This window comes from Streptomyces sp. NPDC047014 (genome assembly GCF_040644195.1).
Classification (GTDB): Bacteria; Actinomycetota; Actinomycetes; order Streptomycetales; family Streptomycetaceae; genus Streptomyces.
Genome location: NZ_JBEYVX010000075.1, coordinates 1 through 22356 on the forward strand (window position 1 = coordinate 1; position 22356 = coordinate 22356).

Annotated in this window: 19 protein-coding genes and 1 pseudogene; 13 read left to right on the forward strand and 7 right to left on the reverse strand. The window is 73.3% G+C overall.

Going from position 1 to position 22356, the window contains the following annotated elements; all coding sequences use genetic code 11:
• Positions 1-90: pseudogene (locus ABZ873_RS27465) on the reverse strand (peptidylprolyl isomerase); the annotation flags it as partial.
• 362 nt (positions 91-452) lie between these two features.
• On the opposite strand from ABZ873_RS27465, the gene ABZ873_RS27470 reads away from it, so the two are divergent.
• The 4 genes from ABZ873_RS27470 to ABZ873_RS27485 all read left to right on the forward strand — a co-directional run bounded on the left by ABZ873_RS27470 (position 453) and on the right by ABZ873_RS27485 (position 3674).
• Positions 453-965, forward strand: coding sequence for an XRE family transcriptional regulator (locus ABZ873_RS27470; protein ID WP_360877137.1), 513 nt, complete (start codon positions 453-455; stop codon positions 963-965).
• 252 nt (positions 966-1217) lie between these two features.
• Positions 1218-1910: a hypothetical protein gene (locus ABZ873_RS27475; RefSeq protein WP_360877140.1), complete on the forward strand. Its 693-nt coding sequence runs from the start codon at positions 1218-1220 to the stop codon at positions 1908-1910.
• A 1-nt stretch (position 1911) separates the two neighbouring features.
• Entirely contained in the window at positions 1912-3081 is a 1170-nt protein-coding gene (locus ABZ873_RS27480; RefSeq protein ID WP_360877143.1) for an MAB_1171c family putative transporter, read from the forward strand.
• Positions 3078-3674 (forward strand): phosphatase PAP2 family protein, encoded by a 597-nt coding sequence (locus tag ABZ873_RS27485; RefSeq protein WP_360877146.1) that lies wholly within the window; start codon positions 3078-3080, stop codon positions 3672-3674. Before ABZ873_RS27480 ends, ABZ873_RS27485 begins: the two co-directional genes overlap by 4 nt.
• Positions 3675-3701: 27 nt before the next feature.
• Here ABZ873_RS27485 and ABZ873_RS27490 read toward each other — a convergent pair whose 3' ends face one another.
• Positions 3702-4667, reverse strand: a complete 966-nt coding sequence (locus ABZ873_RS27490; RefSeq protein WP_360877150.1) for a hypothetical protein — start codon at positions 4665-4667, stop codon at positions 3702-3704.
• 111 nt (positions 4668-4778) lie between these two features.
• Here ABZ873_RS27490 and ABZ873_RS27495 point away from each other — a divergent pair, with 111 nt between their 5' ends.
• The 4 genes from ABZ873_RS27495 to ABZ873_RS27510 are packed head-to-tail and all read left to right on the forward strand — an operon-like array spanning position 4779 to position 13431.
• Positions 4779-6527 (forward strand): hypothetical protein, encoded by a 1749-nt coding sequence (locus ABZ873_RS27495; RefSeq protein ID WP_360877153.1) that lies wholly within the window; start codon positions 4779-4781, stop codon positions 6525-6527.
• A gap of 54 nt (positions 6528-6581) precedes the next feature.
• Positions 6582-7919, forward strand: a complete 1338-nt coding sequence (locus tag ABZ873_RS27500; protein ID WP_360877156.1) for a hypothetical protein — start codon at positions 6582-6584, stop codon at positions 7917-7919.
• Positions 7916-9307 carry a hypothetical protein gene (locus ABZ873_RS27505; RefSeq protein ID WP_360877159.1) on the forward strand — a complete coding sequence of 464 codons (1392 nt, stop codon included), beginning with the start codon at positions 7916-7918 and terminating at the stop codon, positions 9305-9307. The genes ABZ873_RS27500 and ABZ873_RS27505 overlap by 4 nt, the downstream gene beginning before the upstream one ends.
• Positions 9304-13431, forward strand: a complete 4128-nt coding sequence (locus ABZ873_RS27510; protein ID WP_360877162.1) for a hypothetical protein — start codon at positions 9304-9306, stop codon at positions 13429-13431. The genes ABZ873_RS27505 and ABZ873_RS27510 overlap by 4 nt, the downstream gene beginning before the upstream one ends.
• 2 nt (positions 13432-13433) lie before the next feature.
• Here ABZ873_RS27510 and ABZ873_RS27515 read toward each other — a convergent pair whose 3' ends face one another.
• The 3 genes from ABZ873_RS27515 to ABZ873_RS27525 all read right to left on the reverse strand — a co-directional run bounded on the left by ABZ873_RS27515 (position 13434) and on the right by ABZ873_RS27525 (position 14853).
• Positions 13434-13817 (reverse strand): hypothetical protein, encoded by a 384-nt coding sequence (locus tag ABZ873_RS27515; protein ID WP_360877165.1) that lies wholly within the window; start codon positions 13815-13817, stop codon positions 13434-13436.
• A gap of 124 nt (positions 13818-13941) precedes the next feature.
• Positions 13942-14244: a hypothetical protein gene (locus ABZ873_RS27520; protein WP_360877168.1), complete on the reverse strand. Its 303-nt coding sequence runs from the start codon at positions 14242-14244 to the stop codon at positions 13942-13944.
• Between the two features lie 108 nt (positions 14245-14352).
• Positions 14353-14853 carry a hypothetical protein gene (locus ABZ873_RS27525; protein WP_360877172.1) on the reverse strand — a complete coding sequence of 167 codons (501 nt, stop codon included), beginning with the start codon at positions 14851-14853 and terminating at the stop codon, positions 14353-14355.
• Between the two features lie 318 nt (positions 14854-15171).
• Here ABZ873_RS27525 and ABZ873_RS27530 point away from each other — a divergent pair, with 318 nt between their 5' ends.
• The gene (locus ABZ873_RS27530; RefSeq protein ID WP_360877174.1) at positions 15172-16080 is read left to right on the forward strand and encodes an aldo/keto reductase; all 909 of its coding nucleotides are present in this window, start codon (positions 15172-15174) and stop codon (positions 16078-16080) included.
• 75 nt (positions 16081-16155) lie between these two features.
• On the opposite strand, the gene ABZ873_RS27535 is transcribed toward ABZ873_RS27530, so the two are convergent.
• Together ABZ873_RS27535 and ABZ873_RS27540 are read right to left on the reverse strand one after the other, a co-directional pair.
• Positions 16156-17478: an aldehyde dehydrogenase family protein gene (locus ABZ873_RS27535; protein ID WP_360877177.1), complete on the reverse strand. Its 1323-nt coding sequence runs from the start codon at positions 17476-17478 to the stop codon at positions 16156-16158.
• A 59-nt stretch (positions 17479-17537) separates the two neighbouring features.
• Complete coding sequence (locus ABZ873_RS27540) at positions 17538-18032, reverse strand: MarR family winged helix-turn-helix transcriptional regulator (RefSeq protein WP_360877180.1); 495 nt, start codon at positions 18030-18032, stop codon at positions 17538-17540.
• A 124-nt stretch (positions 18033-18156) separates the two neighbouring features.
• Between ABZ873_RS27540 and ABZ873_RS27545 the strand changes: the two genes are divergently transcribed.
• The 4 genes from ABZ873_RS27545 to ABZ873_RS27560 all read left to right on the forward strand — a co-directional run bounded on the left by ABZ873_RS27545 (position 18157) and on the right by ABZ873_RS27560 (position 22336).
• Positions 18157-19230: a hypothetical protein gene (locus ABZ873_RS27545; protein WP_360877183.1), complete on the forward strand. Its 1074-nt coding sequence runs from the start codon at positions 18157-18159 to the stop codon at positions 19228-19230.
• A 342-nt stretch (positions 19231-19572) separates the two neighbouring features.
• The gene (locus ABZ873_RS27550) at positions 19573-19695 is read left to right on the forward strand and encodes a hypothetical protein (RefSeq protein WP_360877186.1); all 123 of its coding nucleotides are present in this window, start codon (positions 19573-19575) and stop codon (positions 19693-19695) included.
• Positions 19696-20229: 534 nt separating this feature from the next.
• Positions 20230-20748 carry a hypothetical protein gene (locus tag ABZ873_RS27555; RefSeq protein WP_360877189.1) on the forward strand — a complete coding sequence of 173 codons (519 nt, stop codon included), beginning with the start codon at positions 20230-20232 and terminating at the stop codon, positions 20746-20748.
• A 1093-nt stretch (positions 20749-21841) separates the two neighbouring features.
• Complete coding sequence (locus ABZ873_RS27560) at positions 21842-22336, forward strand: helix-turn-helix transcriptional regulator (RefSeq protein ID WP_360877193.1); 495 nt, start codon at positions 21842-21844, stop codon at positions 22334-22336.
• The last annotated feature ends 20 nt before the right edge of the window (positions 22337-22356 follow it).

Sequence of the window (22356 nt, forward strand, 5' to 3'; positions counted from 1 at the left end):
GTCGTGCTTCAGCTGGAAGTTCTCGTCCTCGAACTTCTCGCCGTAGATGGACTTGCCGCCGGTGCCGTTGTGGTTGGTGAAGTCACCGCCTCAGCCCACGGTCCAGGGGGCCTGATGCCGTAGCGGCACCAGTCCCCCTCCCCCGTTCCCACCCGGCCCACCGACCTCGGCACTCAGTCCGCTAGACGTTTCGCGTCGAGCCCTTGAGTACCGATCCATCTAGTGGGCTAGATGGCTGAATGAACATACGTCACCCCACATACGCCCTGTCAAGCGTCTTCACGGGTGAGGGTGCGGCGGCGTGGCGTGAGTCACTTTTCCCCGGTGGCCGCTAGCGGGGTAGACGTACTTTGCTGGACTGTATGGCGACATCCGTCTAGCGCGGTAGATAATGAGAACGGTGGTTCAGCAGTGGACTACGGATCCAGCAGTAGACGGGAGCAGTGACGGTGATGGGTGAGGAAACCCCCACCGGCCGGCAAGACACCCTGGGTGACCGCCTCGGCTTCTTGATCGAGACCATCCACCCGGCGGGCCGCGGTCCGTACTCGTACCAGGAGATCGCCGAGGGCACGAGGAAACTGCCCGGCCCCTCCGTCTCGCACGGCACGGTCCAGACCATCCGCCTGAACAGCAACCCGAATCCTGGCATCGACTCGATCCGGGCGCTCGCCAATTTCTTCGGCGTGACGGTCGGCTACCTCGCGGACGGCGAGAACGCCGAGGCGATTGAGCAGCGGATCGAGGAGCGCATCACCCGGCTCCGCGAGGAGATGGGCAAGGCCGCCGCCGCCGACGAGTTCGCCCAGGTGCTGGAGGACGAGGAGGTCAAGGCGGCCGCCTTCCGCCTCAGCGGCCTGTCGGCCGGCTCCATGCGGTCCGTCACCGGCCTGATCAAGCAGCTCCGCAAGGCCGAGGGCCTTCCGGACGTCCGGCCCCGCCGCCGCCGTCGCAAGGAGCCGTAGCCGTAGCCGTGGCCGGGCGCGCGTCGGCCACCCGCCGACCACCGCCCGCCCGCGCCCCCACGGGGTGCGAATCCAGCCACGCGACCCGCGTCAACAACGGTGTTTCGGCCGGTCGGAGCGCCCTCCTTCGGCTGCCCGACCCGCTTCCGGATACCCTCGGTGCGGTCAGGAGTGCGCATCAGGCGGACGACACGGGCGGGGTGGACGGGGTGGGCTGCACGCCGGGGAGAGCCGACGGGCGGGGAGGGCGACATGCGGTGGTGGAAGCGCGCTGACGCGGACTGCGCCGCCATCGCCGACCGCCTTGTCATCCCCCAGCCGTTCGACCTCGAAGCCTTCTGCGCCAACATCGCCGAGCAGCGCGGCCGCCCCCTGATCCTGCTCCCCCTCGACGGACCCCCCGACCCGGCCCTGCCCTGCGGGATCTGGATCGGGCTGGAAGTCGCCGACCTCGTCTTCTACGACGCGGTCGCCGCCGAGATCCTCAAGGTCCAGATCGTCCTCCACGAGATCTCCCACATGCTGCTCGGCCATGTCGCCCCCGAACTGGACATCCCCGAGCGGCCCTCGGAGCAGGAGATCGCCCGCGCCTCCGAGCACTTCCAGCGCCTGCTGACCCGTACGCACACGGCCGTGTCCGGGCTCGACCGGCCCGATCTGCCCGTGGCCGCGATCATCCGCGCCGAGGCGGCCCGGATCCGCAGCGTCGCCCGCAGGTCCGAGGCCGTCGACGAGGAACTGGGCCTCGACATCGACCGCCTGGCGCAGCTGATGGGGCGGAGCAAATTCGCCAGCCCGCAGGAACGCCAGGCCGAGACGCTGGCCACGCTCATCCACGAGCGGGCCGGCCGCTACACGACGCAGTCGACCTCCAGCGAGGCCGAGGACCGTCTGGTACGCCTCCATGACGCCCTCGGGCACCCCGTTCGAAACACCTGGTCGTGAAGTGAAACAACTCGAAATCGCCGTCCTCGTCATGCTGTGGACGGTGACCCTCTGGCGGGTCCCGTCAGCGGTCCGGACCGTCAAGCAGCGGGCGCTGTGGGCGGCGTTCGCCGCCCTGACCCTGTCCATGACGCTGCGGCTGCCCGGGGTGATGCTCCGCCTGGACGAGTGGGCCGGGGTCAACAACCTGTCCACCCTGTTCAAGCACTGGCTGGGCATGATCGCGGCCGGCGCGGTCGTCGACTTCGTCGTCGCCATCGCCCGCCCGGAGACCGGCCGCCGGCTGCGGGTACGCCACGGTGTCGCGCTGACCGCGATGGCGGCCATGGCGGTGCTCTTCGCCTTCTTCGTCCCCCGCCCCTACGAGGTCACCGACTTCTTCGAGCACAACGCGGGCAACGGCTGGGCCACGGTCTACTACCTCTTCTTCGTCGTCTACCTCGGCATCGCCATGGCCACCGCCACCTGGCTCTTCTGGGGCAGCGCCCGGCACGCCAGCGCCCGCTGGCTGCGGACCGGGGTGCGCCTGATGGGCATCGGCACCGCCTTCGGCGTGCTCTACACCCTGGTCCGCGCCGGGTACATGACCAGCCGCCTCGCCGGACTCACCGACAGCGGCAGCGACATGGCCGTCGACAACGCCACCGACGCCCTCAAGTACACGGCGATCGGCTTCATCCTCGTCGGCAGCAGCATCCCCGCCTTCGGCGTGGCCTGGCGCACCGTGCAGGACGGCCGCTCCCACCAGCGGCTCCAGCCGCTCTGGCAGGACCTGACGGCCGTCACCCCCGACATCGTGCTGCGCGCCGGACTGCTGCGCAGCCCGCGCCTGCGCCTGTACCGGCGGGTGATCGAGATCCGTGACGCCGCTCTCGCCCTCGACCCGTACGCCGGCCAGGACATCCGGGAGCGCGCCCAGGAGGCGGCGCTCCGCGCGGGCTTCGACCCGGCGACGAGCCCCGCCGCCGAGGCCCTGTGGCTACGGGCGGCCCGCGAGGCGAAGGCGCGCGGCGCGGCCCCGGCCGCGACCGGCCCGGAGCCGGGCACCGACGGGATCGACGACCTCGACTTCACCACCGAGGTGGAACGGCTGGTCCAGCTCGCGCGGGTCTACCACTCGCCCGTGGCCGACGCCTTCCTCATATCCGCCAGCAAGGAGACCACGGCGTGAGCGCCACCATCACGCGGCCCGCTGAGAACCGGACCGCACGTCTGATCACCGATCAGCTCGACCCCAAGACCTGGATCATCGCCGACACCGTGCTCATCGGCTGGCACACCGCCGGTCTCACGGGAATCGGATGGGGCCTGTTCGGCTGCCTGTTCGCCGCCGTCCTGCCGCTGGTGTTCATCAAGTACGGGATCCGCCGCGGCCGGTGGGCCGACCGGCACGTCGGGCCGAAGCGCGGGCGGCTCATCGTGATGGCCTTCGTCACCGCCTCCGTCTCCACGGGGATCCTGCTGCTGTGGGCCTTCGACGCGCCGCGCACCGTGCTCGCGCTGATCGCGGCCATGCTGGCCACCATGGCGGCCCTGTTCGCCGTGACCCCGATGTGGAAGATCAGCGTCCATGCGGCCGTCGCCTCGGGCAGCGTGGCCATGCTGGCGCTGTCCTACGGGCCCTGGGTGCTGGCCGCCTACCTGCTGGTCGCCGCCGTCGGCTGGTCCCGGGTCGCGCTCCGGGACCACACCCCGGCCCAGGTGCTCGCGGGCACGGCGGTGGGCGCTGCCGTCGCCTCGGCCACCTTCGCGCTGATCCGCTAGCGGGGGGGCAGAGGCCGGGCCCGGCGCTCACCAGGTCCAGCGGAAACCCGCCGCCGCGTGCTCCAGGGCGGGCAGGAAACGGTGGACCGAGCCGTCCGGGGACAGGGCGGCGGGGCTCTCACTGAGAGGCGCGCCGTCCCGGTGATGGTCCCAGGTCGCCCACCAGAGGCGGGCCGGGCGGGCGGTGGCCGGGAACTCGACCACGAGGTCGACGTTGTCGGCGCGGGCGTGGGCCACCCGCCGGTACTCGGTGACGGGCCCGCGGCCTGGGCCGTAGCCGAGCTCGTACTCCAGTGAGACGATCTGCCCGGCCTCCAGCGGGGCCGGGAAGACCAGTTCCACGACGGGCGTGCTGCCCGGGAACTCCCGCCGCGCGCCGGCCCGGGCACCGCGCAGCACGGTGACGTCCACGGCCCCGGGCGGCAGTCGGCAGGGGAAGGCCGCCACCCCGTCCTCGCAGGCCATGACCGCGCGCGTGGTGCGGTGCCGGAGCGGGGCGCCGTCGGGGCCGATCACATGCCGCTCGAACACCGCGACCGTACGGTGCCGCTGGCGGATCGGCAGGTACTGCGGCATGCGCAGGGTGTGCGACACGGCGCCGGACCCGCCACCGCCGGACACGGCATCCGGGCGCGGCGGGGCCCCGGAGCGCAGGGCGCGCAGTTCCATGGCGTCGGCCCCGTTCATGGCGAAGGCCCCGATGAACCATTCCAGGGTTTCCCGGCTCAGGACCTCCCCGGTCAGGGCCCGGTGCACGCGGTCCTTGAGGCGGCGCGCCAGATCGGTGTCGGTGTCGGGGCGCTCGCCGGTGTCCCACAGGTGCAGGGCCAGTACGCGCGCGACCGCCGAGGCGCTGAGCGGGCCGGCGGCCCGGCGCAGTTCGCGGTGCTCCCAGCGGCTGCGGTAGGCGGGCCGTTCGGCCAGCAGCCGGCACAGCAGCCCAGCGGTGGCGCGGGCTCCGGCGCCCGCGGCCGCGTCCCCTGTTCCTGCCATGCGGTGCGCTCGTCCCTCCCGTGCGACACGACTGCGACGGACCGGTGGTGCACTGCCCGTACGAGACCGCCGCAGCGGGCCGCCCACGTTCCGATCGGAGCCTATCCACCTGTGAACACCGCAGTCGACGGCCGGACTTCGCGCGGTCCGTATCCGGCGGAGGAGGTACTGGCACGCGCGTTCGCCCGGGGCGCGGAGGCCGACCTCACGGGCGGAACGGGCGGAACGGGCGGGGCCGGCGTGGCGGCGGATCCGGGCGATCCGGGTGCGGCCGGGGCGCGCACGGTCCGGGCGGTCGTGGTCGCCGCGCTGCTGAGGGGCGACACGGCGGCCACGGCCACGATCACGGCTCCGGGCGGCGGGGCGCGGGCGCTGCGGCTGCGCGGGGCGCTGGTGACCGGCCGGCTCGACCTGTCCGGGGGCGGGGTGGCCCCGGAGGTGCTGCGGATCCACTTCGAGGACTGCGTCTTCGACGCGCCGCTGGTGTGCTCCGACGCCGCCCTGCCGGGCCTGGTGCTGCGCGACTGCCGGATACCGGCGGTGGACGCGGACCGGATACGGGTGCAGGGCCCGCTGGAGCTGCGCGGATGCGTGGTCCCGGGAGGCGTACGGATGGAACGCGCGCGGGCCGAGACCGACGTGCTGCTGACCGGGAACGTGCTCGGGCCCGGCCCCGACGGGCAGGCGCTCGCCGGGGCGGGCCTGACGGCCGCCGGGCTGCTGGACCTGGCGGGGACGCGGACCTCGGGGGTGGTGTCCCTGGCCGGGGCCCGGCTGACGGGCCCGGTACGGCTGGACGACGCCGAGGTGCGGGTCCCGGGGGCGGACGCCCTCGTGCTGGACCGGTCGGTGCTGGGCGACCGCCTGCTGGCCCGCCGGCTCGTGGTCGAGGGCGGGCTGCGGATGTTCAACGCCGATGTGGCGGGCAGCGTCCAGCTGACCGGCGCCCGGCTGACCCACCCCGCCGGGATCGCGCTGGGCGCCTCGGGGGCCACGGTACGCGGGGCGGTGTGGTGCTCGGCGCCCTTCACCGCGAGCGGCGAAGTACGGCTTACGGGGGCGGAGTTGCGTACGCGGCTGGATCTGACGGGGGCGCGGCTCGGGCATCCGGGGGGACTGCCCGCGCTGCGCCTGGACCGGATGGCCGCCTCGGACGTGGCGCTGCGCGGCCTGCACGTGTCGTGCGGGTCGGTGTCGGCGGCCGGGATCCACGTCCGCGACACGCTCGATCTGCGCGTGGACCGGGTGGACGAGCTGGACCTGGCGCAGGGCACGGCCGGGGTGCTGCTGGACGACCCGGACCACTGGCCGGCGCGGACGGGGCTGGCGGGGCTGACGTACCGATCGCTGCATCCCGTCCTGCCCGCCGCCGACCGGCTGGCCTGGCTGGCCCGCGACCCGTCCGGCGAGGCCGCCACCCAGCCGTACGCGCAACTCGCCCAGCACTACACGGCCTTGGGCCGGCCGCTGGACGCGCGCCGGGTCCGGTACGCGGCCCAGCGCCGGCACCGGGCCGGGCTGAGCGGGGCGGCGCGCTGGTGGGAGGGGGTGCTCCAGGTGACGGTGGGCTACGGCTTCCGGCCGTGGCGGGCCCTGGGCTGGCTGGCGGCGCTGGTGGTGCTGGGCACGGTCGTCTTCGGGAACGTGCCGCCCACGGCACTGGAACCGGAGAAAGCCCCGCGCTTCCAGGCGGCGGCCTACACACTGGATCTCCTCCTGCCTCTGGTGAGTCTGGGGCAGGATTCCGCCTTCCAACCCGTCGGCGCCACCCAGTGGTTCGGCTACGCGCTGGTGGGGGTCGGGTGGGTGCTTGCCTCGGCGGTGGCACTGGGACTGGGCAGGTCCCTGTCCGGGAGCTGAGGCGGGTACGCGGGGCGCGTCGCGGACGCGCGCGGGACGAACGAGGGAGGGCTTGTGCCCGGCGAGCACGACATGAGGACGGGCCTGGACGGCCGGCCGGCGGAAATCCACGACACACGGCCGCCCGACGGCCCGCCCCCGGGCCCGGCCCTGCCCCGGCCGGCCGACCCGGACCGGCCGGCCGACCCGGACCGGGCAACGCCCGCCGGGACGGGGGCCGGTGCCGGAGCCGGCGCGGGCGGGAACGGCGGACCGGTGGACGGCGGAGGCGGCCCGGCGGACGGCGGAGGCGGCCCGGCGGCGGGCGGACCGGCCGACGGGGGGACGGAGGATCCGCGGGAGGCGTACGGGCGCGCGGCGGACGGTACGACCGTGCGCGGCGACCGGGCCGACGGCGATCCCGTGCTGGGCCTGGGGCTCACCGAGGAGGGGCGGGAGGTGGTGCTCCGGGCGCAGGACCGGGAGGCCACGAAGCCGCCGGAGCACGGTCCGGGCCCGGAGGACATGGAGATCGAGCGGTGCGGGCCGCCTCCGGCACACCTGTGCGCACGGGAGGACTTCCACCGCGCCGAGGAGGTGGTGCCCGGCATGGCGGCGGCCGTGGACGGCTGCCTGGACGAGTCCGGGGACGAGGGCGCCTTCATCCGGAAGCTGATGAGGGAGGTCCCGGCGCGCGGACATGCCTTCTGGCTGATCGGCGGCGCCGTCCGCGACCTGGTGGACATCGGCCCCGAGGCCCGCCCCAACGACCTCGACTTCGCGGGCACGTTACCCCCGAAGGCCCTGCTCCAGCAGATCATGCCGGACCGTCTGGCAGGGCTGGGCGACTACCGGGCCCAGATGAGCCCCGTGAGCCAGGTGGTGTTCCTCGCGCGTCCCTCACGCGGCCCGCGCATCCTGGAGTACAAGGCGCTCGCGGTGACGGACTTCCTCTTCTCCGCCTACGGCGGCAGCCTCACCGACGACGTCGCCTCCCGCGATCTGACCGTCAACAGCCTCTACTACGACCACGGCCGGCGGGTGCTGGCCGACCCGACCGGCGAGGGCATCGCGCATGTGCGCGCCCGCCCGAAGGTGCTGGCGAGCCGCAACACCGAACGCCCTCCGGTGAATCTCGCCGGAGTGCTGATCCGGTTCCTCAAGTTCGGCGTCCGCTACCCGGACGCGGACACCACCCGGCTGCGTGCGTGGGCGGCGAAGCTGCCGCCGGACCTGACCGACCGGCTCACCGAGCAGGACTGGCTGGTACTCGAAGGATGCTGGCGCAAGGCCGTCCGGCCCGAGGGCACGGCGCGGGCCATCGAGCTCGCCGGGCAACTGGGCCCCGTGGCCGACGCGTTGGCGCGCCGGCTGAGCACAGCCGGCGGTGCCGGCGAGGAGGGAAGGGCATGACCGCCGTACACCGGCCCCTGAGCGGCTGGGTCCGGGCCGCGAGCCCCGGCCCCGGCGGGGCCTGGACCCCGAGCGGGCCCCTCAACGACGGCGACGAGCGCGCCGACGCGCGCGGCCTGCCCCGCTTCGCCTCCGGCTGGGAGCGCGGCGCGCTGGCGATGGCCGGCGGCGGGCACGCCCTCGCCCTGACCCAACCGGCCACCGGGGCCGCCGTACTGGAGCTGGACGACCTGGGGCAGCCCCTCCCGGTATCGCCCGCCACGGCCGGGGCCGTGGCCTCGGTGGAACGCCGCTGGCCGGCCGTCCGTCTGGAGCCCGCCGAAGCGGAACTGCTCGGCGCGGCCCATCCCGAGCTGCGCTTCGGCCTGCTGGACCGGCTCGCCGCCGAAGGGCGGCCCGAGCCGGAGTCCTTCCACATCCTGCCGTGGGAGCTCGTGGACCGGCTCACGGTGGAGGTGACCGCCGCTCTGGACATGGCCGCCGGTCCCGGGGAGGGCGGCCCCCGGCCGGGGCCGCCCGTACGGCTGCGCCACTGGTTCTCCCCCACCGGCTCGCGGTTCACCGCCGCCCTGGAGCAGCTGGACGCGGCGCTGCGCGCGGCCGACACCCCGATCCGCCGGGTGGCGACGACGGCCCTGTGCGAGCGGCTGGCCGAGGCGGCCGCCGACCGGATCCCGGCGCCGACCCGGCGGCGGCTGGCCGGACTGCTGGACGCCGTCGGCCGGGCCGATGTCTACCTCTCCGCGACCTCCGCCCTGGCGGCGGACCGGCTGACGCGGGCGGCACCGGAACCCGGGGCGCCCGGGACGACAGAGGCGACAGGGGCGACGGGCGGATCCGCCGCCGGCTACGGAAGGGAAGCCGTCGTGTGGAGGACCTTGCGCTACGGGCCACCCGCCAGCGTGCAGAACATGTTCGCGCCGGCCGCCACCGACGAGGCCGAGACCGTCGAGGACGAGGTGGTGCGCGCGGCGTTCACCCTCACCCTGACCCTGGACTCCGACGGCGGTCTGTACCTGTCCGTCGCGGCCCCGCTGGATCCGGCCTCCGCCCGTCTGCTGGCCGAGGGGTACGGCGAGGTCATGCTGCTGCCGGTACGCCTGACCGGTGCGGCGGAGGCCACCGAGGTGTACGTACTGCTGCGCCCCGGCCGGGGCGGGCTGGCCGGTGACCTGGAGCTGAGCGTGGCCGGTGCCGACACGGAGGAGGTCACCGCGGACCAGGCGGGGCCGCCGCTGGGTCTCGCGGACCTCCCCCGGCTGGACCCCGCCGCCGTACGGGCCACCCAGCGGTGCCTCGTACGCGTCTCCGACCGGGAAGCCTGGCTCGGCCTGCTGGAGCAATTGCCCGCGGGCCACCCCGTACGGCGCGCCGCGGAGGAGGGATGAGCACCATGAAGACCCTCACCCAGCCGGGCCCCGGGCGGGACCGCGACCGCGCGCGGGCGGAATCCCTCGACCACCTCGACGAAGCCCTCGCCACCGACAACCCGCTCGACCTGGCAGGGGGCCGGCTCGCGGTCCTGCGCAGAAGGCTGCTGGGCGAGCGGAGCCACCTCGTCCCGTGGCTGTGCCGCATGGTCGAGGACGAGAACACGGAGGCGCTGCGCCGGCTGTACTCCGGATCGGGCCCCCTGCACGACGTCCTCGCCAGGGCGGGCGGGCACGTCCTCGCGCCCGCGCTCACCCGGAAGCTGCGCGAAGCCTCCGGGCTGGAGGTCTTCGGCGCGCGGGACCCGGCGGTCCTGCACGCGGTACGGATCCAGGCGGGGCTGGCGCTGGACCTCGTCGACGAGCCGGACCCGGGCCGGCTGGCCGCCGCGCTGGCCTGGTACCGGGCGTCCGGTGCGACGCCGGAGATCCCGGCGGTCGAGTGGAGCCCGGCCGAGCTCGCCGGTGGCGACGAATACCTCCGGGCGGCCCTGGACCGGCTCGCCGCCACCGCCCGGGAAGCGGGCGCGGACGCGGGCGGGGACGGTGACGGCGGGGGCGGTGCGGCCGTGGTGGCCGTGGCCCTGGCGTTGTGCCGGCTGGCATCGGGCCGGCTCCCGGGCCGGACCCGCAAGCCCCTGGAGGTGCGGGTCCTCTTCGACCACAACGGGGTCGGGGTCTCCGGCCGGCTCTCGCTGAGCCTGCTGCCGGGCGGCCCCCGCTGCCTCGTACCGGATCCGGCGACGATGTCGCTGTTCACCGGCGACCCGGCCTACGCCAAGGCCCTGGGCGACGCGTGGCGCGCGGCCGGCAGGGCCCTCCCGGGAACGCTGCTGTGGTCCCTGCACGCGGTCGAACCGGCTCCGGCGCTCCCGGCTCCGCCCGGCGGGACGTCCGACGACGCCGAAGCCGCGGAGCGGGCCGCCCGCGCCTCCCTCGTCCAGCTCCTCAGGGGCTCGACCCTGCACCGGATCGCCGGGCCCTCCCTCGGCGCGGCCTTCGCGGTCCTGCTGACCGAGACCGCCCGGATCCGCCGCCCGCGGCTCACCCGGGACTCGGCCCCGGCCTGGTGCGGGGCCCTCCTGCGCCAGAGCTTCAGCAACGTCTTCGTCATGCCGTCGAACGGCGTCACCGCCGGAGTCACCGCCGAAGGGCGGCTGGTCTCCGTGGCGGGCTTCCGGGCCAAACTGCGGGCCGCGGACGGCGTCCGGGTGCTCGTCGTCGCGGAACCGGACGGGCCGGCGGCCCGTGGAGCGGCGGACGAACTGCCCGGCAAGAAGCCGGAGATCGCGGTCGCGCACGATGTACTCCATGCCACGCGCAGGGCGCGCAAGGTCAGTTGGCAGCGCCTCTTCACGATGGTCGGCGCGGTGGTACTGGCCGTCTCCATGGGGTTCGGCGTCTCCTACTGGGTCGACGCACGGACGGAGAAGCTGCGCAAGCAGGCGCAGAACCTGCTCAACGAGGCGGTCTCCGTACAGGATTCCGACCCCGACCTGGCGCTGCGGCTGGCGCTCACCGCGCACCGCATGGATCCGGGGGACGACTCCCGCACCGGCCTGCTGCGCATCCTGCTGGAGACCCGCTACCGCGGCCGGATCCCCGCCGGATCCGCTACGGACACGGGCCCGGAGGCGATGGCCTACACCGGGGACGGCCGTACCTTCCTCACCAGGGCGGGCGACCGGCTCACCGTACGGGACGCCGTGTCGCGGGCCGTGGTGACCACCGTGGAGCTGCCGCGCGCGGCGGGGCCCGACACCAACTCCTGGCGCGGCGACCCCCGGCAGATCCTGCTGCCGCTGAACACGCCCGGCGGATCGGCCGTACTCATCGGCACCACGGGCCACCGGGCCGAGCTGTGGAGCTTCGCCGATCCCGCGCACCCGCACCGGCTCGGGGAGCTGCCCGACGGGCCGGTGGTCCGGGCCGCCGTCAGCGGTGACGGGCGGACGCTGGCCGTGGTCGGCCCGTCCGGACCGGTGACCGACGAGAACGCCTCCGTACCGCATGACCTGCGGGTGTACGACGTCCAGAACCCGGCGGCACCGCGCCGGACCGGACGGCTGGCGAACTACCCGGTCGTCGAAGGCGGTGCGGTCGAGGCGCTGTCGGTCAACCACTCGGGCAAACGCGTCGCCGTTACCGACGGGGTCACGATCCAGCTGCACGACACCACGGCCGCCGCCCTCCCGACAGCCGTCACCATCCGGCCGGAGGGCCTCAATGGCGGCGGCGAGACCAACCGCACGACAGACCTGGCCTTCTCCGTCGACGATGACCAAGCCCTCTACAGCGCGACCACCCGCCCGAACGCGATCGTGGGGGCGGGCAATCATTTCGTGATCATGTGGAACCTGGCGAAGTCCAGCGGCCCCGTGATCTCCACAGCGGAGACGACCTTCCGGGGCAACCTGCGCGTGGTTCCGGCCCCGCACGGCAGCGGCGCGGCGGTGGACGAGAGCGGAGTGATCCTGCTCGGCACCGATACCGTGCTGCGGACGAGGGTGGGCCGCGCCCCGACTGCCCCACCCACCCCGTCCGCCGCGTCCGGAAAGGTGGACGGGCCCGACTTCACCTACAGCCCGGACGGGACGCGGCTGGCCGTGAGCGGCGAGGACGGGGTGGTGCGGTTCTGGGAGGTCGGCAGCTTCGGCGGATTCGTGCCCGCCGAACCGCTCCTGCGCCCCAAGTCGGCGGCGTACGCCCCGGATGCCTCGGTGCTGGCCCTGACGCAGCACGTTGCCGGGACGACGAAGCAGGAGCTGGAGACCTCGCTCTTCGACATGGCGTCGGGGCCGCCCTACCGGCGGCTCGCCCAACTGCCCGAGCCCGTCGACCTGGTGGGCATCAACCGGGACGCCACCCGGCTGGCTCTCTTCCGCCAACGTGTCCTGTCCCTGTGGGACATCAGTGACCGGGCGCGACCGCGCAGGCTCCCCGCGCACTTTGCGCTGCCCGCCGACATCGCGGCCGGGGTCACCGGGCCGGGCGCGGACGGCGCGGGGTACAACACGGGCGACATCACCTCCCTGATCGTGGCCCCGGACGGCAGGACGGTGATCGCGAGCCTGCGCCAGGCGGGCCAGGCGCTGGTGTGGCGGGTGGACGCCGACGGGGCACAGCCCGGAAAGCTCCAGCGGCTCACGCCGGACGGCGCGACCGCCCCGGGCGGCGCGGAGCCCGGGGACGGTCCGGAGCCCGCCGACGGCCCCGAGCCCGCGGACGGTGCGGATCCCGGTGACCCCGCGCACGGGTTCACCCCGGGCGCGATCCCCGGCGACGGCGCGGGCGCCGATGAGTACGAGACGACCCCGCCGCCCGGCACGCTGCCGGAGCCCGGCCCCATTCCGGGGGACGGGGCAGCCCTGGAGGGGTACGAGACCACTCCGCCGGAGACGATTCCCGGCGCGGCGGCCCTGTCCGGCCCGGCGGCCCCCTCGGCTTCCTCCGCCCCCTCCACCCCTTCGGCCGAGGACGCCGTGACAGCACGCGACGCGGTGCTCTCACCCGACGGGCGGACCCTCGTCCTCGACGAGGGGAAGGCGGGGCTGGCCCTGTGGGATGTGTCCGGCACCGGGAAGGCCCGCAGGACACACCTCGCCACCGGCCCCTCCTCGGGGGACCGCCTCGTGGTGAGCGAGGACGGCAAGGTGCTGCGTGCGGGCAAGGAGGGCTGGCGGCTCCACGGCTCCGGCGCCCCGACACCGGTCGACCCGCTGCCGCTGCCCCAGGGGGCCAAGAAGGTGGACGCCTTGGCCGAGGGCGCGTGGGGCGCGCTGGGGGTCACCCGCGAGGGCGACAGCTTCACCACCTGGTTCCTGCGCGCGGGCATGGAGCCGGTCTCCCTCGGCCGCAACGGCTTCGCCGACTACCCGCACGCGCTGGCCCTCCCGCCGAGCCGCGTGCTGCTGGGCGGTTACCAGCGCTTCGTACGCGACGGGACCTCCGTGGTGGCGGCGGGCACGGATCCGCCGGCCGCCGCCTGCGCGGTGACCGGCGGGGGCCTCACCCGGGCGGAACTCGCCCAGTACGCGGAGGACGCGGAATGGGAGGAAGCCTGCCCGGCGCGCGGGCGCTGAGCTCAGAAGCGGCCGCTCCGGCTGGGACCGCCCGCGGCGCGGCGGGCGGTCCTGCGGAGCAGTCTGCGGGCGGCGCGGAGGGGTCCGGGGCGAGGGCCCGGCGGCCGTGCGGGGATCAGGGGCACGCGCGGCAGGGCCTGCCGCACCCCTCCGGCCTCCATCTCGCACCGGAACGCTCCGCCGCGGCGCGCGAGCGTGATGCGCAGCGGGCGCGGCGGGTCCCCGGGCAGCTCGGCGCGCAGGACGGTCGTGCCCTCGCGGGGCGCGGGGCCCCGGGCGACGACCCTCCCGTCGACCAGTACCTCGGCCGGCCGCGCGGTCCCGTCCAGCTGGACGGTGACCGAGTGGCCGTCCCGGTCCAGGTGGAAGCGGCTGTGATCGGCCATGCCTCCAGCGTACGACGCCCCGCGCGCGGGGTGCCGCGTACGGCATCGGCCCGAACACGGAAAGGCCGCGGCCTGCCCGGGAGGGGTGGGGCCGCGGCCGGGGCTTCCGTACCGCCGGGGCGGACTAGCGACCGAGCATGCCCTGCATCATGGCCTCGTCGCTCAGCATCTGGGTGCCGGGCAGGGCCATCATGCCGATGTCACCGGCCGGGGCCGCACCGTTGTGGGAGCCGACCGTGTTGTCGTGACCGGCGTTGAAGACGTCGTCGGCCGCCGTCTGGCTCAGGTCGCCGAAGACGAACGACGCCGTGTTGCTGATCGGTGCGTAGACCGTGAAGTCGCCGTCGTCGGCCGAGGCGGCGGACGCGCCCGCGAGGAGGATACCGCCGGCGGCGAGTGCGGTCAGGGCGCAACGGATCGAGCGCATGGGTGCTGCCTTTCGTGAAGGAGTGGGGGGAAGCAGTGCGAAGGTAGGCCGCTTCGCACGCCGAGACCACGCACCCGCCGCCGTACGGCCGGAGTCCATCCGTACGGCTCAGGGCTGTACCTCGTACGGGCCGCCCCGGAAGTAGCTCGCGCGGTGCGGGCGGGGGCGGTCCTCGCGCGGGTGGGCGGCGTCGGAGCGGTCAGCGGGGGCGGACCGCTCGGCCAGCCGGCGCAGGGTGCCGAGTCCGGCCAGGACGGGGGCGCGGTGGTCGGCCTTCTTCATCCAGGCGGGCAGCCGGGAGAACATGGCGCGGGTCGGCCGGTCGGCGCCGCGCTCCCGGAGGCGGGCCCCGACGTAGGCGGACAGCGCTTCGACGTGCTCCGCGTCGTAGGCCCAGAGGACCCGGCCGACGCAGCGGGTCTGGAGCCACAAGGGCTGCCGGAAGAAGGGGTCGGTGGTGCCACCCGGGGTGACCCCGATCAGCCGCGCGCCGTCCACCCGCGCCTCCCACGAGGCGGTGGCCCCGCAGGCGTGACAGGTCAGCCGACGCGGCCGGAAGGCGTACTCGGTGAAGTACTTCAACTCGGGCAGCCCGGGCGGCGGTGCCACCAGAGCCCGCCCACCGCACCGGGGACAGACCACCAACATGCGCCCCGCGTACCGCTCCAGCGGTGCCCCGCGGTCGAAGTGCCTTCCGCTCTGATCGGGTTCCATGCGGCGAAGTCTCGCAGAGCGCCCCTGGCCCACGGCCGGGGCAGGGGGCCGGGCCGCCGGTTCTGCGACGGCCGACCCTGGTCGCGTACGGCTCGGCCACGGTCGACAGTCCGGCTTAACACGCGTTCAGCGAGGCGGCACTTCTGCCGGGGGCGGCCGCCGCACAGGATGGGGGCATCCGTCACCCGAGGCCATCCGAGGAGCCCCCGGCCCATGCAGTACCGCAGCATCGCAGGCATCGGCGTCAGCGCCATCGGCCTCGGCGCCATGCCCCTGTCCATCGAGCACCGGCCGGACGAGGCGCGGGCCCTCGCGACCGTGCATGCCGCCCTGGACGCGGGCGTCACGCTCATCGACACCGCCGACAGCTACCACTGGCACGCGGGCGAAACCGGCCACAACGAACTCCTGATCGCCCGCGCCCTGGCCCGCTACGGCGGCGACACCTCCCACGTCCTGGTCGCCACGAAGGGCGGGCGCGGGCGGCCCGGGGACGGGAGCTGGACGGTCGACGCCCGGCCCGACCGCCTCCGGCGGGCCGCCGAGGACTCCGCGCGCCGGCTGGGCGGCGAGGCCATCGGCCTCTACCAGCTGCACAAGCCCGACCCCGCCGTGTCCTGGGCCGACTCCGTCGGCGCCCTGCGCGATCTGCTCGACGCCGGCACCATCCGCGCCGCCGGCCTCTCCAATGTCACCGCCGCCCAGATCCGCGAGGCGCACGCCATCCTCGGCGCCGGACTCGCCTCGGTGCAGAACCGCTACTCCCCCGCCGTCCGCGACAGCGAGCCCGAACTGCGCCTGAGCGCCCGGCTCGGACTCGCCTTCCTCCCGTGGAGCCCCCTGGGCGGAATCTCCCGCAGCGCGCTCGACGGCCCCTCCGGCCCCGCCTCTGCGGGCACCGCCTTCCACCGCGTCGCCGCCGGACGCGGCGTCAGCCCACAGCGCGTAGCCCTGGCCTGGCACCTCGCGCGCTCCCCGTCGGTGATCCCCGTACCGGGCGCCACCCGCCCCGCCTCGATCACCGACTCGGCCGCGGCCGCCGACCTCGTACTGAGCGCCGAGGAACTGGCCGCGTTGGACGGCGCGGACGTGCGGGAGGCCGGCCCGGCTGTGCGGGGATGACCGTTGCGGCCGCCCCGGCGGCGTCCTGAACGGGACGGCCGTCGGGGCGGGCGCCGCGGAGCCGCCAGCCCGCCGTCAGTGCAGGGGCTTGTCGAGTACGGCCTTGCGGTGGCTGAAGGTGTCCAGGGAGTAGCGGCCGTGGTAGCTGCCCATGCCGCTTTCGCCGACGCCGCCGAAGGGCAGGTCGGACACCGTGAGGTGGGCCACGGGGAGGTTGAAGGTCAGGCCGCCCGAGGAGGTCTCCTGGGTCAGGCGTTCGCGCGTGGTGTCGGACTCGGTGAAGGCGTACAGCGCCAGCGGCTTGTCCCGGTCGCGGATGAAGGCGATCGCCTCGTCCAGTCCGGCCACCTCGACGATCGGCAGGATCGGCCCGAAGATCTCCTCCCCCATGACGGGCGCGTCGGGGGCCACTCCGGCCAGGACGGTGGGGGCGATGTAGCGTGCGGCGCGGTCGTGGGTGCCGCCGGTGACGGTGCGGCCCGAGCCGAGCAGGCCCGTCAGCCGGTCGAAGTGCCGCTCGTTGACGATCCGGCCGTAGTCCGGGGACGCGGCGGGGTCCTCGCCGTACATTCCGAGGAGGGTTTCGGTGAGGGCCTTCTCCAGTTCTCCGGCGGTACCGGGGTCGGTCAGTACGTAGTCGGGCGCGACGCAGGTCTGGCCGGCGTTCATGAACTTGGTGGCGGCCAGCCGGGCCGCCACGACGCCCAGGTCCGTGCCGCGGTCGATGAAGGCCGGGGACTTGCCGCCGAGTTCGAGGGTGACCGGCGTCAGGTTCTCGGCGGCGGCCCGCATGACGACCCGGCCGACCTGGCCGTTGCCCGTGTAGAAGATGTGGTCGAAGCGCTGGGCGAGCAGCTCGGTGGTCTCGGCCACGGCGCCTTCTACGACGGCCACCGCTTCGCGGTCCAGGTAGCGCGGCAGGAGTGCGGCGACGGCGCGCGAGGTGGCGGGTGCCAGCTCACTGGGCTTGGCCACGACGCAGTTGCCGGCCGCCAAGGCGCCCACGACCGGGGCGAGCAGCAGCTGGAGGGGGTAGTTCCAGGGGGCGATGACGAGGATGACGCCGAGCGGGTCCTGGACGGTGTGGGCGGTGGCGGGGCTCAGCCGCTCGGGCACCGGGGCCGGCAGCGGCCTCAGCCAGTCGGCCAGGTGTTCCAGGGTGTGGTCGATCTCCCGCACGGTGAAGTCGATCTCGGTGCGATACGCCTCCGCCCGGCTCTTACAGAGGTCGGAGTGGAGCGCGGCGGCCAGTTCGTCGCCCCGTTCGGTCAGCAGTGCCCGGAGGGCTTCGAGCTGCCCCGTACGCCAGGCCAGGGGCTTCGTACGGCCGGTGTCGAAGGCGGCGCGCAGCCGGGCGACGACATCTGCGGGCTGTTCGGTGGAGGGCTGGTCCGACATGCGTGTCTCCTGGGTCGACGGGGGGTGGGAAATATCGAGGATATTGATGTATATAGCAACTAATTAGGGGCGGGCGGTATTCCCGGCGGGCTCGCGGGGTGCTCGTTGTAGCGCAGCAGGTAGGCGGCGAAGCGGTCGAGGTCGTCGGGATGCCAGTCCGCGAGCCGCTCCTCGTACATCGCCCGCCGATCCCTGGTCGCCTTCGCCAGGGTGGCGGCGCCCGCGGGAGAGAGCTCCAGTACGTGCACCCGGTGGTCGTCGGGATCGGTACGCCGCACCACCAGCCCCGCCCGCTCCAGGGCGGCGACCTGGCGGCTCACCGTCGACTTGTCCAGCGCGTAGTGGGCGGCGAGGTCGGAGACCCGGCAGCCGTGGCGCTCCTCCAGGTGACTGAGGAGGGTGAACGACACGAGCGAGAGCTCGGGGTGCATCCGCGCGGCCGCGGACCGGGCCCGCCGGGCGAACGCGGTCATCTCGCGCTGGATCGTCTCGACGGCCGCCGTCCGGCGCTCTGTGTCGCCAGGCCGGGCCCGGCCCGACGGATCCATGGTCATGAGGGACCTCCTTCCGCTGTAGTTGTATAGTACAACTGAAAAGAAGTTGTATATGCCAACCATGCCGGAGGGGGCAGTGCGGGGTCCGCCCCGCCGCCCGCGCCGGCACCGGAGGTCCTGTTCCATGTCCGGTCGCACATCCGCACACCACCACGCCGCCGCCACCCCCGCGCTGCGCCACGTACTCACCCACCTGCTGACCCCGCTGCTGATGTGCCTCGGCATGGGCCTCGCCTACCTGGGCGCCTTCGTCCACCCCGAGCCCCACCACCTGCCGGTCGCCGTGGTCGGGGAGGGGCCGCGGGCGATGACCTTCGCCCAGACGGTCAAGGACGGCGCCGGGGACGCCCTCGACGTACGCACCCTCGCCCGACGCGCCGACGCGGTCGACGCGGTCGAAAACCGCCGGATCGCGGGCGCCTACGTGCCCAGCGACACCGCACCCGAGCTGATCGTGGCCACCGCCGCCTCCGACACGAGCGCCACCGTGACGGAGAAGATCTTCACCCCGCTCGCCGCCCGGCAGGGCCTCCCCCTCAAGGTGACCGACGTCGTCGGCACGGTCGACGACGACCCGACCGGCCAAGGGCTGTTCTTCCTGCTCGTCGCCGTCAGCATCGGCTCCTACGCCTCGGTGGCCGTCCTCGGCGGCGCCGGCGCCGCGCTGCGCATGCGCGGCCGCGCCCTGCTCGTCGTAGGAGTCTCGGGCGTCGTCAGCGCGATCGGGACGCTGCTCGCCGGACCGGTGTTCCACCTCGCCCACCACGACCTGGCCGGAGTCTGGGGCCTGAGCTGGCTCTACTCCGCGGGCATCCTCTTCATCGGCGTCGGCCTGCACACCTTCCTCAAGCGCTGGACGACGCTGGCGATGATGGTGCTCTTCGTCATGCTCAACTTCACCAGCTCCGGCGGCCTGTTCCGCCCCGAACTGCAGAACGGCTTCTTCGCCTCCCTGCACGCCTTCTGGAACGGCGCCGGCTACATCGACGGCCTGCGCACCCTCCTCTACTTCGACAACGCCACCCTCACCCGCCCCCTGACCACCCTCACGATCTGGCTACTCCTCGGCCTGACCCTGACCGCCGCGGCGGGCCTCACCGAACGCCGCCGGGCGGCCGCCGAACGCCCGGCGGCCGAGGAACGGCCGGCGGTGGCCGAGGAAGAGGAGGAGGAGATGGAGGAAGCAGTCGCCGTCTGAGCCGGGCCGTCTCGTTCAGATCACCTGATCCCCTGGCCTGGATGCGCCGGCGGCAGGCGCATCTCCGGGGAATGAGCGGAGAGCAAATAGGTGAGCGCACATGCCCCGGCTGAGGCCCGGCGTAGCGGTTGCCTGTCGAGGGGGAAGATCTTCGGTCGAATCCGGCTCTGCATTGTGTCCGGTGGATGCAGATTCCGCAGGTGCAGACGCGTGTGGGTGAGGTGTTAGAGAGTCGAGCGACCTGGGGCGTCGTAGCTGCCCTTGGGAAGCGCGGTGGTTCATAACACTGGCTGCACACTTGCGTGGCTGGCTTTCATGACCGGAGGCCCACTGACCGGCTGCGTGAACCGCTACTCCTCGCGGCTCATCGACAGCGGGGACAATCAGGAGGCGGGTCAGCGACAGAAGGCGCTGCACGAAGGCGATCGCATTCTTGACGGCGATGCTTTCAACGTTGCCCTCTGACTTAAGTCACCGTGAAGGAAGTCGGTGGAGCAGGGGCGCTGGATCAGTGGTCGTCGACAGGTTGCTCGCGCCCTGGACGGCGTGTCAGATGCACGCCGTGCGGGAGAGGAGGAGGCAGGATGCTGATTGCCTCTGCCGAGCCTTTGACGCCGTGCCGATCGGTTGGAGCTGTCCTTTAAGGTTTGGCTGATCGGCTGGATGACGTGCCGCATCGAATCGAACAGGCGACGGTCACCTTGGTCGACCTCCCCCTCAGGGAGGTCTCAGCGAATCCGGTGAGGTCATACTCGAAAACGCGACCGGGTGGTTCTTTCTTCGTTGTTTCGGCATTTCTGAGCGAGGGCCAATTCCGGACACAGGGACGCCACCTGCCCCACTAGGGGGGAGGCATTAAACTCGTGGTCGATCCGGTCGTTCGAAGCTGTCGCGAGGGTGCCCAAGGTTCCCTCCACACACCGACCCTGGATGCCCTCGCCTTGTTTTCGCAATCGGTGTCTGGGATTTTCCCACAAAAACTGACCAGGGAAGAGAGCAATGTCGCTGCTAACAGAGTTCAAGGTTCTTGCAATCCCCGACTACCGCCTCGTAGAGATCCGGGATTCCGACGCCTCGCTCTCGGACGCGAAAATGGTCGAGACCGCAAAGGTGCGCGTCGTGGCCAGCGGTGGATCCCAGATATGCATCCATAGCCTGCAGCGCGACATTGATGTGCAGGTCACCATCCGCATCTGGGACAGTCCACAGGAGCCGCCGCACGGCGTCGAGGGATACACTCAGGTGGCACTCGAATCCCCGACCGGGGTTATAGGTGTCGATGCGCTCATCACGGGAGACGCCTGTATGTCGCTTCCCTTTCCGGGCTCCTACGAAGGCCACGCTGCCTGGATCAACCGGCAAGCCACCGCCGACTACGTCGACGAGTGCATTGCCCGCGCCGCCGAGGAGGAATGGACCGCAGTCCGGATTGGACAGGCACATAAGGAATGCCCCGTCCTTGAGCAGTACTGCCTCGATCTGTGGCACACCCGCGAGCCCGATGCTAAAACGGCTTAAAGGGTGTTGCGGCAGGTCCGTGTCGGTTAAGTGCTTGGGGTGGCGCTTCACCCGGTGAGGGCAGGGCGGCTGCCATGTCCGGCTATACCTGCGAGGTACCGGCGGGGGCGTGATGCCCCGTCAGGTATCCGCTTTGGCCGGTGGGGTGCCGTTGTTCACCGGAATGAAGGCGTCCCGCCCCCGAAGCGCGGGGTGTCCGGAGACGGGATGACCGGGGAGTGACCATGAGACCAGCCCAGCCCGATCGGAGACCATGATCCGCTGGGCGATGGTCGGCATCATGGTCCGCTGCCCCCTTAGAGGACAGGGCAAGACCCGCAACGCCGGGGTTGCAAGCCCGTCTTGCAGGGCGCGTTGCACCTTCGACGCGTCAGTCCGAACCGGGGGCGCGACCAGAAGTGCGGGCAGCTGCCGCCGTCACCACCAGGGCGTCTCGTCGAAGCGCGGCTCGGCCAGACCCCGCAGCCGCAGGGCAGACACGCCAGCGAGCCCGGACGTTGGTCCGGGTTCGAAGACTGTTCGGGCATGGCTCCTGTAGGTCGCGGCCTCGATCCCCCGCATCGGTGACGGCTGGCCCGAAATCGGCAGGGGAGGGGGCCCGAACCAGCGCGCGGTTCGGGCCTCGTCTGCATACGGTGCCGACTAGGGGGCCGCCAGCCGGCGCTCCCCGGCGGTACCGAAGCGATCACTGCCGCTGATCTCCCGGGATGTGCTTCTTTGAGGTGCTTGAGGACGTACACGGCGAGGTAGTCCACGTCATGCGCGCGGCCCTGCCCGCTGGGGTTGGGCCGGAGCCATGGGGCGAACTTCTTGCCGATGCTGTGATCGCCCTCGATCCAGAGGGCAGTTGCGCAGCTCCAGCCACGAAGACCCCGCCCTCGGCCCTTTCGCCCCCACGTGCACTCGCCCCGGGGTCCTTCGTTCATGCCGGTCTCGGCGGCCAGGGGCTCCCTCCCGCCCCTCGGTACCCACCCGGTCCCCGTCTCCGGCCGGACTCCGTCGTCGGGCGTGCGGTGTGAGCAGGTGGGGCGCCGTTCGGGTGAAGAGTGGGGGGTGTCCATCACAGGTATGGAGTGCGGCTTGTCAGATCTGTATGACCACAGCGCATCAGATCTTTCCGCGGCAGGCATCGCACGCCGTCGTCCCGGCCTCCGGCCGTCGTCCCTGGGAGTTGCCGGAGCCCGCCGTGCGGCGGCGGCTGCGGGAGCAGTGGGGGCTGACGACCCAGCAGGTGGCGGCCGCCTTCGGGGTGACCCCGGCGACCGTACGGTCCTGGGAGCGCGGGCGCTCGACCCCGCGTGGCGAGCGCCGGGAGGCGTACCGCCGGTTCCTCGCGGGCCTGGCCCAGCACAACGGCGCGCCGGTCGCCGCCCCCGAGGCGCCGCCGAAGCCCGCCCCGCCTGCCCTCCCGGCCAGCACGGGACCCGCCGCCGGGGTCACGCTTCGGCCCACGCGGGTCGGCAGCCCCTGCCGGTCCGCCGATCCGCTCTCCCCGGAGCGGCTGCTGCGTCTGCGGCTGCTGGGGGCCGCGGCGTGCATGGTGTCGCTGCTGTGGTGGCTGATGCTGACCTGTCCCCCGAGTTCGTAGCGCTCCCGCGCCGCCTGAAA

What these genes read in the sequence shown, in the direction of transcription:
- ABZ873_RS27535 (WP_360877177.1), bottom strand. Translation starts at nt 17,478, where the DNA reads ATGTCGGACCAGCCCTCCACCGAACAGCCCGCAGATGTCGTCGCCCGG.
- ABZ873_RS27515 (WP_360877165.1), bottom strand. Translation starts at nt 13,817, where the DNA reads ATGGCCGATCACAGCCGCTTCCACCTGGACCGGGACGGCCACTCGGTC.
- ABZ873_RS27470 (WP_360877137.1), top strand. Translation starts at nt 453, where the DNA reads ATGGGTGAGGAAACCCCCACCGGCCGGCAAGACACCCTGGGTGACCGC.
- ABZ873_RS27545 (WP_360877183.1), top strand. Translation starts at nt 18,157, where the DNA reads ATGTCCGGTCGCACATCCGCACACCACCACGCCGCCGCCACCCCCGCG.
- ABZ873_RS27520 (WP_360877168.1), bottom strand. Translation starts at nt 14,244, where the DNA reads ATGCGCTCGATCCGTTGCGCCCTGACCGCACTCGCCGCCGGCGGTATC.
- ABZ873_RS27505 (WP_360877159.1), top strand. Translation starts at nt 7,916, where the DNA reads ATGACCGCCGTACACCGGCCCCTGAGCGGCTGGGTCCGGGCCGCGAGC.
- ABZ873_RS27560 (WP_360877193.1), top strand. Translation starts at nt 21,842, where the DNA reads ATGACCACAGCGCATCAGATCTTTCCGCGGCAGGCATCGCACGCCGTC.
- ABZ873_RS27510 (WP_360877162.1), top strand. Translation starts at nt 9,304, where the DNA reads ATGAGCACCATGAAGACCCTCACCCAGCCGGGCCCCGGGCGGGACCGC.
- ABZ873_RS27490 (WP_360877150.1), bottom strand. Translation starts at nt 4,667, where the DNA reads ATGGCAGGAACAGGGGACGCGGCCGCGGGCGCCGGAGCCCGCGCCACC.
- ABZ873_RS27555 (WP_360877189.1), top strand. Translation starts at nt 20,230, where the DNA reads ATGTCGCTGCTAACAGAGTTCAAGGTTCTTGCAATCCCCGACTACCGC.
- ABZ873_RS27475 (WP_360877140.1), top strand. Translation starts at nt 1,218, where the DNA reads ATGCGGTGGTGGAAGCGCGCTGACGCGGACTGCGCCGCCATCGCCGAC.
- ABZ873_RS27530 (WP_360877174.1), top strand. Translation starts at nt 15,172, where the DNA reads ATGCAGTACCGCAGCATCGCAGGCATCGGCGTCAGCGCCATCGGCCTC.
- ABZ873_RS27540 (WP_360877180.1), bottom strand. Translation starts at nt 18,032, where the DNA reads ATGACCATGGATCCGTCGGGCCGGGCCCGGCCTGGCGACACAGAGCGC.